4 protein-coding genes are annotated in these 13,485 nt (G+C 72.9%); all 4 read right to left on the bottom strand.

All coding sequences use genetic code 11. The features are described from left to right. Positions 1-2: 2 nt before the first annotated feature. The 4 genes from DEJ49_RS24755 to DEJ49_RS24740 all read right to left on the bottom strand — a co-directional run bounded on the left by DEJ49_RS24755 (position 3) and on the right by DEJ49_RS24740 (position 13,434). Entirely contained in the window at positions 3-1,445 is a 1,443-nt protein-coding gene (locus DEJ49_RS24755; RefSeq protein ID WP_150186162.1) for an MFS transporter, read from the bottom strand. Further along, entirely contained in the window at positions 1,429-2,532 is a 1,104-nt protein-coding gene (locus DEJ49_RS24750) for an alpha/beta fold hydrolase (RefSeq protein WP_150186161.1), read from the bottom strand. Before DEJ49_RS24750 ends, DEJ49_RS24755 begins: the two co-directional genes overlap by 17 nt. Further along, the gene (locus tag DEJ49_RS24745; protein ID WP_223832981.1) at positions 2,529-4,877 is read right to left on the bottom strand and encodes a thioester reductase domain-containing protein; all 2,349 of its coding nucleotides are present in this window, start codon (positions 4,875-4,877) and stop codon (positions 2,529-2,531) included. The genes DEJ49_RS24750 and DEJ49_RS24745 overlap by 4 nt, the downstream gene beginning before the upstream one ends. A gap of 328 nt (positions 4,878-5,205) precedes the next feature. After that, on the bottom strand, positions 5,206-13,434 hold the full coding sequence (locus DEJ49_RS24740; RefSeq protein WP_411757250.1) for an HAD-IIIC family phosphatase: 8,229 nt from the start codon (positions 13,432-13,434) through the stop codon (positions 5,206-5,208). Between the last annotated feature and the right edge of the window lie 51 nt (positions 13,435-13,485).

Here is a 13,485-nt window from a genome sequence, read left to right as displayed (position 1 = left end):
GCTCAGGCGACGTGGTCCGCCGCCCTCGGTTCCCCGGCCGGGGCCGCCGGACCGGGGCGCCGTCGCATGAGGAGGACGGAGACGATCCCCAGAACCGCCGCGCACAGCGTGGAGCCGATCGTGATGGCGGCGAAACCGCCGCGCGACGCGTCGTCGGCGTCGCCCGCGAAGCTGGCGAACAGCGAGCCGAAGAGCGACACCGCGATCGCCTCGCTGCCGAGCCTGACCGTGTTGATCCAGCCCGCCCCCATGCCCGCCTCGTCCGCCGGCACGTGCGCGAGCGCCTCGCCGTCGACGAGGCCCGCCTGCAGCCCGAACCCGATGCCCACGACGACCATCGGGAGCATCATCCAGACGAGTCCGGGAGCGGCGGTCGCGCCCGCGAGGACGAGACCCACGACCAGCAGGCCGATGCTCCACGTGAAGATCGTGTGGGCCGGTGTGCCGCGCGCGGTCAGGCGGGCGGCGATCAGCGGGGCGACCAGGACGGGCAGCGTCAGGAACATCAGGTACGCGCCGCTGGCACCGGCCGACGCGCCGTACGCGCCCTGGAAGAAGACCGGGAGGTAGGCGACCGCGTTGGTGAAGGTGAACGACGCCACCGCGACCACCAGCGTGATGCCGGAGAAGCGCCTGCTGCGCAGGGTGCGCAGGCTCAGGAGCGGGTTGGGCGCGGTGGACTCGCGCCAGGCGAACAGGCCGTAGCAGCCGATGCCGAGGGCCGTGCAGAGCAGGAAGGGCGGCGAGGCCCAGCCCGTCGCGGAGCCGAGGGCGAGGCCGCCGAGCGTGACGGTGGTCGCCGTGCAGAACAGCGCCGCTCCCGGCCAGTCGATGCGGGCCGCGTGCCGCTTCTCGTGGGCGGCGGCGCGGCGGATCAGCGGCATGCCCGCGCAGGCGACGACCAGGCAGGCCAGCTGGAAGCCGTAGACGAGCCGCCAGCCGGAGAGCTGGGTGAGCAGGCCGCACAGGGACGGGCCGAACGCGAGGGAGAGGCCCGCGACCGACCCGAGGAGCGCGAAGGCGCGGGTGCGCCGTTCGCCCTCGAAGTGGGACGACACGACGGCCGTGCCCACCGAGAAGACCGCCCCGGCCCCCGCACCGGCCAGCAGCCGGGCCCCGTCGAGGACCCAGTAGTCGCCGGCGAAGAGGCTGAGCGCGGAGCCCGCGCCGAACGTGAGCAGCCCGAAGAACAGCGCCTGCCAGCGCCCGATGATGTCGGCGACCGATCCCCAGACGAGGGTCGAGCAGGCGAACGTCAGGTTGTAGCCGTTGAGGACCCACTGCTCCCCCACCGACGAGCTGCCCAGGTCGTCGGCGATGTCGCCCAGGGACACGGCGGTGCCGGAGACCGACAGCGGGACCGTGAAGATGGCGAGCAGGATGACGGGCATGAGCAGCCGCGTGCCGGGCGCCGGGGCGGCAGGGCGGTCAGGCGCGGACGTCATCGGAGACCCGGCACCCGTCGAGGAAGTCGACGATGTGGCCGAACACGTCGAGTGCGGCGTTGCGGCCGATGAACGCGTCGAGGTGGCCGTAGCCGGGCACCTCCACGTACCGGACGTCCATCTCGGGGTGGCGGCGCTTCAGCACGTCGTGGCAGATCTCGTTCGAGTCGTACCAGAAGCGGTTGTCGCTGCCGGAGAGCAGCATCAGCGGGGTGTCGAACGAGCCCGCCTCGTCGAGGGCGTTCTTCGGCAGCGCGTCGTAGCGGCCGTCGCCGTCGTTGTACCGCATCATCGTGTGCGCCAGTTCGATGCTGCGCAGGTGCGGCAGGATCCACATCGGCACCGTGCCGTACAGGTCGGCGAGGCGGTCGTGGGTGACCTCGTCGAGGTTGTCGTGCTCGAAGAGCGAGCCGCCGACGCCCCACGAGTCGTTGTGGAGGATCTGGCAGTTGGGGTCCTTGCACTCGGCGCCGAGCGACACCTCCGCGAAGATCAGCGAGTGCTTCGACCACAGGCCGACCTTCTTGAAGTCGGTGGGGATGTTGACGAAGCGGGAGCGCAGCAGCTCGCCGCCGAAGTGCAGGCGGGCACGCGTCTTCCAGGACATCTTCGGGGTGAGGAACACGCCCTGCGCGACGACGCCGGACAGGCCCGGCACGAGCCCCGCGGCCATGCTGAGCGACAGGCACATCGCGCCGATGCAGTGCGCGACGACGAGGAGTTCGCGCCCGTCGATACGTTCCTTGATCAGCGCCACCGCCTCCGGGATGTCGTAGAGCGCGACGTCGTCGAAGGTGTAGCGGACCCGGCCCTCGTTGTACGGCAGCCGGCAGCTGCCCCGCCAGTCCAGGAGCCACGGTTCGTAGCCCGCGTCGAGCAGGACGTCCACGAGGTTGCGGGTCTCGGGGAGCGTGAACATGTCGGCCGACGCGGTCAGTCCGTGCAGGATCAGGACGACCGGGCGGTCGGTGGAGCCGTCCTCGGGGGCGACGCGGGTGAGACCGAGCCGGGTGCCGTCGGACGCGGTGAAGGGGATGTCCTCGACGCGGGCGCCGAGTGCGTGGTGGAGGGGCCTCAGCGTCGTCATCGGGTCTGCTCCCTTTTGATCATCAGCTTCCTGATCTTGCGTTGCAGCTTGTCCTGGTCGCGGTCGATGGCGTCCTTGCGCAGGTCGAGGAGTTCCGCGACGGCGCGCAGGGACGGTTCGGCGAGGCCCATGCCGACCTGTACGAAGAACCAGGAGAGCCAGGCGAGCTTGGCGAGGCGCTGCTCCTGCGACGTGAGCCGCGGGTCTACCTCGATGCCGTCGATCTGATCGGGCACGTAGCTCTTGCCGGGGACCTTGACGACGCCTTCAAGGCTCGCGGGTTCGTTCTCGCGGCCGATGGTGACGTCGATGGTGCGGGTCTGCTTCCAGAAGTCGCGGCTCGCGCGGGCCGTCTTCCAGCCCTCCAGCCACCAGCGGCCGCCGTCGCGGTCCACGAGGACCAGCCGGTAGCGCAGCAGCGGGTGGTCGCTCCCGTGCCGCAGCGGCACGCCCTCGTCCGGGCGCACCCAGATCTCGCCCGCCTCGACGGTCAGCGGCTCCGCGTGCAGCCGCTCACAGAACACCTCGCCGCGGACGTCGATCCTCCGGTGGCGTACGACCTGGTACATGCTGGCGATCGAAAGAGTCAGCGCCATCCTGCACTTGGCGTCACGCTCCGCTCCGACAGGGCCGATCCGCCCCTTGGTCCGCTCGCGGAACTGCAGATAGGGCGGGTCCTCGCGGCTGGGGAGCCGGGCGACGCCGTCCTTCGCCATCCGCTCGAACGCCTTCAACTGGGCCTGTGACCCGTACCGTTCGGCCTCGGGCAGCCGCTTGCGCGCGACGAACCGGTCGGTGCGCTCCGAGCCCGCCTCCGGGCCGAACATCAGCGCCTCGAAGAGCTTCATCGCGGTGGGGCTGCGCAGGATGCGGATCAGGAAGTCGAGCTCGGGCACGGGGTCGGCGGCATGCCGCGCGATGAGATCGTCCCGCCACTCGCGCCAGTTGGCGACACGGACGTTCATCCCGGCCAGCTTCATGTCCTTGACCAGCTGGGGCAGGGTCTCGGCGCGGCCGGTGACGTTGTAGTTCTGGCCCCACGCGGCGGGGTCGAAGACGACGGCGGCGGTCACCTTGCTGATCCAGTCGACCGGCGCGAGGTTCATGAACTTGAAGGCGGGCACGGTCCGGTACCGGGAGAACGCGCCGATCAGGCCGGTGCTGAGGTCACGCGGGTTGTACACACCGGTGCGGGTGTGCCCGCCGATGGCGCCGGGCCGCAGGAACGTGACGGTGAGCCCGTGCTCGCGGGCGCGTCGCAGCACGGCTTCCGCGGCCCACTTCGACTTGTCGTACCCGGCGAAGAGCCGGTCGATGTGGGCGACCGGGTCGTCCTCGCCCATCTTCTCGATGCCGACCTCGTTGAAGACGGCGACCGAGGAAATGTGGTGCAGCGGCTTGGGACGACCCGTCATCGCCAGCTCGGCGAGGGCGAGCGGGCCCAGCACGTTGGTCTGGCGCAGGGAGGGGTAGCCGCGCAGGAAGTCGACGGCGGCGGCGACGTTGACGATGGAATCGAGCTCTTGGGCAAGCCCCTCCCACACGTCCTTCGCCAACCCGAGGAACGGCTGCCGGAGGTCGGCGGCGAGCACGGTGACGCGGCGGCGGACCTCGGCGGTCCAGGGCTGGTCGAAACTCGCGAGCGCGTCGGCGAGCCGCCGCTCCGCGGCGGAGTCGTCGGCGCCGCGCACGAGACACACCACATGCGCGTCGCCCTGCCGCAACAGATCGAGCAACAGGTGACTCCCGAGATACCCGGTGGCCCCGGTGAGCAGAATCCGCCGCGGCGCCACGGGTTCGGCCTGCCGACTGAACGGCAGCCGGTCGGCGAGGGCGAGGTCTTCGAGGATGACCTCCAGATCCTCGTGGACGGCGGCGTCGCCGGCCGGGGCGGGGATGACGACGGGGGCGATGGAGGGGGTGGGGACGGCCGTGGGGGTCACGGTCGCGGGGGCGGCTTCGGAGGTCGTTGCCACCGGGGCCGCGGGGGCGGCTTCGGAGGGCACGGCCACGGGGGCCGCGGGGGCTGTCGTGGACGCGGCCGAGGCCGTCGTGGGGAGGCCCAGGGCCTTGGCCCAGCGTTGGGCCAGGCGTCGCGGGCGGGCGTCGGCGAAGACGTCGTCCAGGGTCAGCTGTACGTCGAGCTCCCGCGCCATCAGCGCGACGAGCTCGACGGCGTCGACGGAGGACAGCCCCGCGTCGAACAGGTCCGTCTCGGGGTCGGGCACGCCACCGGGCAGGAAGCGGGCGGCGCGGGCCGCGATGTCCGCGGCAACATCCGCGACGGTCCGCGCGGGACGGCCGTCGGCGGGACCGTCGGCAGGTGCGGCCGGTGCGACCTGCACGGCGGGTGCGGTTTGCTCGCCGGGGGCGACCCGCGCGGGCCCCGCCGGGCTCACCAGCCCCGCAGAAGCCGCGGGCTGCGTCGACCCGGCGGACTGCCGCGCGGAGACAGCGGCGGGTGTCGCGGCCTGCGTGGGACCCGCCGGGCTCGCAGGGCCCGCGGACCCCGTCGTCCCGGCAGCCCCCTGCGGCGCCGCGGACGTGGGCTTGGGTTTGCGGAAGTGGGTCAGGAGGTTTGCCGCCGCGGTTCGCGCGGGGGCGCCTCGTTCTATTGCCTCCTCTTCCGGTCGCCGGTTGACACTGCGGTTGCGACTCGTGCCGCCGGCCGCCTCAGGCATTGCTGTCCTCCGCTGCGTGATCCGATGCGGGGTCCCAGGAACGGAACTCCCGAAGGTGTGCGAGCCCCACCGCCGCCTCCAGGCGTGGCGCGTCGACGTCGCCGCCGCCGAGGCGGGACACGAGGCGTCGGGCGGGGATGTTGCGGGGCGTGTTCTCGGCGATCAGCCGCACCGCGGTGCAGCCGTGTGCCTCGGCCCGGTCCGCGAGCCACTGCAGGAGCCGGTCCTCGACGCCCCGGCCGAGCACGCGGCAGCTCATCATCCAGGCGACGACTTCGAGCGCGTCGCCGTCGACGGTGACGGCGAGGACGCCGATCTGCCCGTACGCGCCGAAGCGGTCCCGCGCGGTCGCCGTCCACACCTCCCCGCTCTGCCGCAGCCGCGCCAGCTCCGCGTCGTCCAGCGGGCGGGGCCGCAGGTTGAACTGGTTGGTGCGCCTGCTGAGCTGCACCGTGCGCTCGGCGGTCTCCTCGTTCACCGGCTCGATGTCGAGTTCGAGCCGGAGGTTCGCCAGGAACTCGGCGAAGCCGAGCTGGGCCCTCGCCTCGTCGCGCACCTGCTCCTGGCGGTAGAAGTCGGCCCGCGCCGAGTCCTCCGCCGTCGCCGCCCGCGGCACCATCGGCCACAACCGCGCCACGAACTCCGCGAGTTCGTCCGCGCTCGGGCACGTGAGGCAGAGCACCTCAGGCAACTGGGCGCGTACACCGGCGATCTCGACCGGGTTGTCGTCGAGGAAGAGGAAGCTGTCGAGGCCGAGACGGAGGTCGTCGGCGATCCGCGTGATCCGGGTCCACTTGGGTTCCCAGGCCGCGGAGATCGCCGCGAAGTGTTCGCGACGCAGCGGACTGTCGGGCCGGTCGAGGATGCGGTGCACGGTCTCCTCGTCGTTGTTGGAGACCATGGCGAGCAGGACGCCCGCCTCCCGCCACTGGAGGAGCCGCGCCGCGAGCAGCGCACGCGCCCCGGTGAAGTCGACGTTCTCCGGGCCGACCTCGCCCGCGACACCGCTCCACAGCGTCTCGTCGCCGTCGACGACGATCACCTTGGGCGCCCGCCGGCACACCTGCTGGAGGACGTCGGCGAGGCGCAGCGCCACCAGTGCCTGGAACTCGTCCTGGAACGGCAGGTGGGCCATCGCGTCGGTGTGGGCGTCGAACACGTCCGCCACCGGATAGTCGTCGCCGGTCCACGTGTCGGAGGGCAGGACGGCGATGCCGGGGACGTCCGCGAGGCGCCCCGTCACCCGCCGTTCCCAGTCGCACAGGCGTCCGTCGTCCGCGCTCTCGGGCAGGAAGCTCTCGGGCAGGAAGGCGACGACGAGCGGCTTACGGGTGCGCTCGGCGAGGGAGCGCAGCGCGGCCGGGTACTCGTCGGCGAGCTGGTCGAGCAGGGCGTGCTCGGGTCCGCTCGCTTCGTCCGTGAAGCGGGTGAGGTCGCCGGGGCGCAGCAGGACGAGCCCGGCGGCCGTCGCCCCCTGCACGAACACGCTGCCCGGATCGTGCAGGCTCGCGAGGACCTGGTGGTACGGCGCCTCCACCACGTCGAACGGCCCTCCCTCGACCCCGCCTTCCCGTACGGCGAAGGACAGCATGGCCGGGAGGTTGCCGAGGGCGAAGGTCGCGGCCACAGCGAGTCGGGGTGTGGGGTCGGGGGTGGCGAGGGGCGCTGTGGGCGCGGGCGCGGCCGCCCGTCGCGCCGGTGTCGTCGCGTCCGCCGCGAACTCCTCGGCGAGCCGCAGGAAGTCCTCCGCGAGCGACGCACACGACGCGTCGTCGAGTACGTCCGTGTTGTACTCCAGGCCGACCTTCCCGAGGCCCGGCATGACCGTGACCATCAGGTCGAGGTCGGAGTAGCCGGTGCCCGCGGGGACGATGTGAAGGCCCTCCGCCGCCCCGGCCTGCGGCGGCATGTAGTTGAAGTAGACCTCGACGAGCGGCGCGTCCTTGCGGTACAGGCCCTCCTGGACGAGCGCCGACATCGCGTCGAAGAACGTGACGCCGCGCTCCAGGACCCGGCTGAGCCGGCCGTCGGTGCGCCGCAGGACGTCCTCGGCGGTGTCGTCGGCGTCGACCTGGGCGGCGTACGGGATCGGCAGCCCGAAGTAGCCGACGGCGTCGAGCGCCCCCACGTGCATGCGGGTGTCCACGGGGACGGCGAGGACGAACCGGTCCCGGTCGCGCAGCCGCGCGAGGTGCGCGGTCAGCGCGCCGAGCCAGAACGCGGCGGGCGTGATGCCGAGGCCCCTGGCCCGGCTCTCCACCCGCTCCTGGAGCTCGCGCGGCAGCTCGGCGAGGTGCATGGCCGAGCGGTACGACCGCTGCGCGGGACGCGGCGCGGCCAGCTCCAGGTCGAGCCGTCCCGCGCCCGCGAAGTCCGCACGCCAGTCCCCCGCGTCCGACGGCGCCCCGGAGGGCGCGGCGGACCCGCTCTGAGCACTTTGTGCACTCTGTGCGCGCAGCAGCAGGTCGATGTCGCGGTTGGTGACCTCGGCGGGCGGCTGCGCCCCCGCGAGCCCGGCGCCCAGACCGTGCGCCACGAGCATCAGCGACGCCAGGTCGGAGACCGCGTGGTGCGCGCCGAACACGAGGACCTGCTCGCCGGACGGGCGCGCGAGCAGCTCGAACCGCCACAGCGGCGCCGCGGCCAGGTCGAACGGCGGCTCCATCAGCGCGCACAGCCGCTCGTCGACGTCGGTGTCCTCGGCGACGTCCGACCACCGCACCAGGTCGCCGTCGAGCGTGCGGCGTACCTCCAACTGCTGTACGCCGTCGGCGTCCTGGACGATCGCGGTGCGCAGCGCGGCGTGCCGGGCGGCGAGCGAGGCGACGACCTCGGCGAGCCGCTCCGGGGTCGTCGGCGCGGTGAGGCGCACGGCGAGTCCGATGTGGTGGGTGACGCCGGGCGTGCCGTGCTGTTCGGCGCGGAGGAGGCGTACGACGTCGCGGGTGGCCGGGTGGCGTACGACGTCGTGGACGATCTCGGCACCCTCGGCGTGCTCCGAGGCGGCCGCACCCTCGGGCGCCGCCTCGACGGCCCCCGCGCCCGCGATCAGCTGGTCGGCGATCGAGTCGACACTCGCTCCGTTGAACAGCGAGGCGATCGGCAGGGACTGGCCGAAGTCCGCCTCGATCAGGCTGCGGATCTGCATGGCCATCACGGAGTCGAGGCCCTGCCCGACGAGTGCCGCGCCGGCGTCGAGCTCGTCGGTGCCGAAGCCCATCGTCGCGGCGAACCGGTACCGCAGCCGTTCGACGACCGCGTCCCGCGAGTCGAGGGAGAGCCGCCCGCCGGCGTCCGCCGGGCGTCCCTCGCGGGATCCCGCGAGGCGGCGGCGCGGTGGGTACAGGCCCGCGAGGAGCGGGGGCAGCAGCGCCGGTTCGGTGGTGCGCAGGACGGGTTCGTTGAGGGCGGCCGCCAGGAGCAGCGCGTCGTCCGCGTCCCGGGTGAGCGCCGCGTCGAGGAGCGCGAGCCCCTGCTCGGTGGTGAGCGCGGCGATGCCGCCGCGGTTGATCCGCTCCAGATCGTCGTCGCCGAGGTGCCCGGTCATGCCGGTCGCCTCGGCCCACAGGCCCCAGGCCAGGGAGAGTCCGGGCAGTCCGGTACGGCAGCGCTGCTGCATCAGCGCGTCGAGGAACGCGTTGGCGGCGGCGTAACTGCCCTGTCCCGCACCGCCGAGGACGCCGGCGAGGGAGGAGAAGACGACGAAGGCGGAGAGCTCGGTGCCCTCGGTCAGCGTGTGGAGGTTCCAGACGGCGTCGGACTTCGGCCGCAGCACGGCGTTCAGGCTGTCCGCGTCGATGGACTCGACGACGGCGTCACGGAGTATGCCCGCGGCGTGGACGACGGCGGTCAGCGGATACTCCGGCGGCAACTGGCGCAGGACACGGGCCAGTTGCTCACGGTCGGCCGCGTCACACGCGACGACGGTGACCCGGGCTCCGGAGGCGGTGAGTTCGTCCCTCAGGGCCGCCACGCCCTCGCTCTCGGGGCCGCGCCGCGACAGCAGGAGAAGGTGCCGGGCACCGAGCCGGGCGGCGTGCCGGGCGACCTGCGCGCCGAGGCCGCTGGTGCCGCCCGTGATGAGGACGGTGCCGGTGCCGAGAGCGGCGGCGGGAGAGGTACGGGGGGTGGCTCGGGTGGTCTGGGTGGCTTGCGTGTCTTCGGGGCGGAGGGACGGTACGTACAACTTGCCGTCCCGCAGGGCAAGTTCGGGTGCGCCGGAACGCAGTACACCGGTGAAAGCGTCCTGGTCGAGCCCGTCAGCGCCGGTAGCGGTATCCGTGTCCACGAGGATCACGCGGCCTGGGTTCTCCGCGCGGGCGGCCCTGGCGAGGCCCCATACGGAGGCCTGGGCCAGGTCGAGCGGGGCGCCTGGCGCCTCGGCCCCCGTGAGCACGGCGTGCCGGGTCAGCACGACCAGGCGGGCCGACGCGGGCCGGTCCTGAGCGAGCCACTCCTGCACCCGGACCAGGGTGTCCTGGAGAACGGCCCGCGCACGGGCGGCGTCGGTGTTGGTGCCAGTGCCGGTGTCACCGACGGCCGCGGCGACGTCGAGGACCGTGACGTCCGAGGTGTCCGTCCCCGCACCCGTCCCGCCGTCGCCCGCCGCGTGCGGCGTCCAGGCGAGGGAGAGCAGCGACCGCGTGCTGCTGTCCGGAGCGGCGAGATCGCCTGCGGCCACCGGGCGTACGAGGAGGGAGTCGATGCGCGCGACCGGTGTACCGGACGGGTCGGCCGCCTCGACCGTGAACGTGTCGTCGCCGGTGGGCACGATGCGTACCCGCACCTCGTTCGCGCCCCGGCTGTGCAGGGTGACCGAGCCGAAGGAGAACGGCAGCGGCGTGGCGCCGTCGAGGCTGTCGACGGCGGCGGCCTGCAGCGCGGCGTCGAGGAGGGCGGGGTGGGCGCCGAAGCGCCGCGCCTCCTCCGCCTGCCGGCCGGGCAGGGCGACCTGCGCGAGGATCTCGCCGTCGAGCCGCCACACGTCGGAGAGGCCCTGGAACGCGGGCCCGTACTCCAGGCCCGCGTCCGCCATCGTGTCGTAGTGCGCGGCGGCGTCCAGGCGTTCGGCGCCCGCGGGCGGCCAGGCGGCGCCGTACAGCGGGTTGTCGCCGGAAGTGTCCGTCGCCGTGCCACCGGTCGTCAGGAGCGCGGACGCGTGGCGGGTCCACGTCCCGGAACCGTCGGACGTGCGGGGCCGGGCGTAGACGTCGAGGGGACGCCCCGCGCCATCCGCACCGTCCGTGCCGTGCGCGCCGCCGATCTGCACCTGTACGTCGACCTCGCCCTGTTCGGGCAGGCGCAGCGGCGCGGTGAGGGTCAGGTCCCGCACCGTGTCGCAGCCCACCTCGTCGGCGGCGCGCAGGGCCAGCTCGACGAAGGCGGTGCCGGGCAGGATGACCGTGCCGAAGACCGCGTGGTCCGCCAGCCAGGGCTGCGCGGCGCGGGACAGGCGCCCGGTGAGGACGACGTCGTCGCTGTCGGCGAGAGGCACGGACGCGCCGAGCAGCGGGTGCCGTACGGCTTCCAGGCCCGCGGAGCCGACGTCGGCGGAGGCGGCCGCGGCGGGCTGCCAGTACCGGCGGCGCTGGAAGGCGTACGTCGGCAGCTCGACGAGCTCGCCGCCCGCGAGCCACAGCGACCAGTTCACGTCGGCACCGGCGACGAACACCTCGGCCAGACCACGGAGCAGCTGAGCCTTCTCGTCCTCGTTCCGCCGGAGCGTGCCCACGGCGGTCACACCCTTCGTACGGAGGTGATCGGCGTACTGCACGACGGCGCCGAGGAGCACGGGATGCGGGCTGGACTCGACGAAGACGCGATGCCCGGCGCCCATCAGGTTCTTCAGCGCGGCGTCGAACCGGACGGTCTGCCGAAGATTCGTGAACCAGTACTCCGCATCCATCACCGCCGTGTCGATCACGTCACCGGTGACCGTGGAGAACAGCGGGACCTGCCCGGCCTGCGGCTGGATCTCCGCGAGCACATCCAGCAGCTCATCCCGCAGCTCCTCGACCTGCGGCGAATGCGAGGCATAGTCCACGGCGATCCGCCGCACCTGCACCCCATCGGCCTCACACACGGCCATGAACGCATCCAGCTCGCCAGGCGAACCCGACACCACGACCTGCTCAGGCCCGTTCACCACAGCCACCTGCAGCCCGGAACTCAACCGCCCCACAACCTGAGCCTCCGGCGCCAGAACGGACACCATCCCGCCCCTACCCGCCAGCCGCACGATCGCCCGCGACCGCAACGCGACGACTCGCGCCGCATCACCCAACGACAGCGCACCGGCTACGCACGCCGCAGCAATCTCACCCTGCGAATGCCCCACCACCGCAGCAGGCCGCACCCCCAGCGAACGCCACAACTCCGCCAGCGACACCATCACCGCGAACAACACCGGCTGCACCACATCAACCCGACGCAGCGCCTCCTCGTCGCCCTCCCGCACCACATCAAGCAGCGACCAGCCATCCACAAACGGCTCAAGCGCAGCACCACACTCCGCCATCCGCGACGCGAACACCGGCGAGAACTCCAACAGCTCCCGAGCCATCCCGACCCACTGCGAACCCTGCCCCGGGAACACGAACACCGCACCACTGGAGGCGTTCGTCACGGCACGCCCGGATACGACACCGGGGGCCGCACGTCCTGCCGCCAACTCGGTCAAGGCGGCGGTGAGTTCGTCGATGTCGCTGCCCAGCACGACCGCCCGGCGCTCCAGCACCGCACGCCCCTCCGCCAGCGTGTGGCCCACGTCCCGCAGCCCCGGCAGCCCGCCCTCGTCGAGCCGGGCCAGCAGCCTCTCGGCCTGCTCGGCGAGCGCGGCCTCGCTCCTCGCCGACAGCACCCACGGCAGCACCAGGGAACCGTCGTCCGACGGCTCCAACTCGGCGACGCGCGGCGAGGACTGTGGTGCTGGAGCGGCCTCCACGATCACGTGGGCGTTCGTGCCGCTGTAGCCGAACGACGAGACACCGGCCCGGCGCGGGCGGTCGCCCTCGGGCCACGGGCGGTTCTCCGTGAGGAGCCTGACCTGGCCCTCGGTCCAGTCGACGTGGCGCGAGGGCTCGTCGACGTGCAGCGTGCTGGGCATGATGCCGTGCCGCATCGCCTGGACCATCTTGATGATGCCCGCGACACCGGCCGCCGCCTGGGTGTGCCCGATGTTGGACTTGACCGAACCGAGCCACAACGGGCGTTCCGGGTCCCGGCCTTGGCCGTACGTGGCGAGCAGCGCCTGCGCCTCGATCGGGTCGCCGAGGGTCGTGCCGGTGCCGTGGCCCTCGACGACGTCGACGTCCGCGGTCGTCAGCCCGGCCGAGGCGAGGGCGTCCTGAATGACGCGCTGCTGGGCGGGTCCGTTGGGCGCGGTCTGGCCGTTCGACGCGCCGTCCTGGTTCACCGCGCTGCCCCGCACGACGGCGAGGACCCGGTGGCCGTTGCGTTCCGCGTCGGACAGGCGCTCCAGGGCCAGTACGGCCACGCCCTCGCCCCAGCCGGTGCCGTCGGCGGCGGTGGCGTACGACTTGCAGCGGCCGTCGGCGGCGAGGCCGCGCTGGCGGGAGAACTCGATGAAGACGCCGGGCGTGGACAGCACGGTCACGCCGCCCGCCAGGGCGAGCGTGCACTCGCCGTCGCGCAGCGACTGCACGGCCTGGTGCAGGGCCACCAGCGAGGAGGAGCAGGCCGTGTCGACGGTGACGGCCGGGCCCTGGAGGCCGAGTGCGTAGGAGACGCGGCCGGACACGAGGCTGCCGACGCTGCCGCCGCCGGGGTCGTAGTCGTGGTGGAAGGACCCGGCGAAGACACCGGTGGCGGTGTCCTTGAGGGTCTGCGGGTTGATGCCCGCGCTCTCCAGGGCCTGCCACGACGCCTCCAGCATGAGGCGGTGCTGCGGGTCCATGCCGTGGGCCTCGCGGGGCGTGATGCCGAAGAAGGCCGGGTCGAAGTCCGCCGCGTCGTGCAGGAAGCCGCCGGAGCGGGTGTAGGTCTTGCCGGGGTTGCCGGGCTCCGGGTCGTAGAGGGCGTCGACGTCCCAGCCGCGGTCGGCGGGGAAGTTGCCGATCATGTCCTCGCCCTTGAGGACGACGTCCCACAGGTGGTCCGGCGAGGACACGCCGCCGGGCAGCCGGCAGCTCATCCCGACGATCGCCACGGGCTCGCTGCGACGGTCCTCCAGGCTCTGCAACCGCCCTCGGGTGGCGTGCAGTTCCTGCGAGACCGCCTTGAGGTATTGGAGCAGTTCGTTCTCGGTGGGCAT

Source organism: Streptomyces venezuelae (genome assembly GCF_008642335.1).
Taxonomy (GTDB): Bacteria; Actinomycetota; Actinomycetes; order Streptomycetales; family Streptomycetaceae; genus Streptomyces; species Streptomyces venezuelae_F.
The sequence above is the reverse complement of the archived record's forward strand: the minus strand, read 5'-3'. Positions and strand labels throughout refer to the sequence as shown.

Excerpts from the sequence above, each read along its gene's own strand:
- DEJ49_RS24750 (WP_150186161.1), bottom strand. The coding sequence starts at position 2,532 with ATGACGACGCTGAGGCCCCTCCACCACGCACTCGGCGCCCGCGTCGAG.
- DEJ49_RS24755 (WP_150186162.1), bottom strand. The coding sequence starts at position 1,445 with ATGACGTCCGCGCCTGACCGCCCTGCCGCCCCGGCGCCCGGCACGCGG.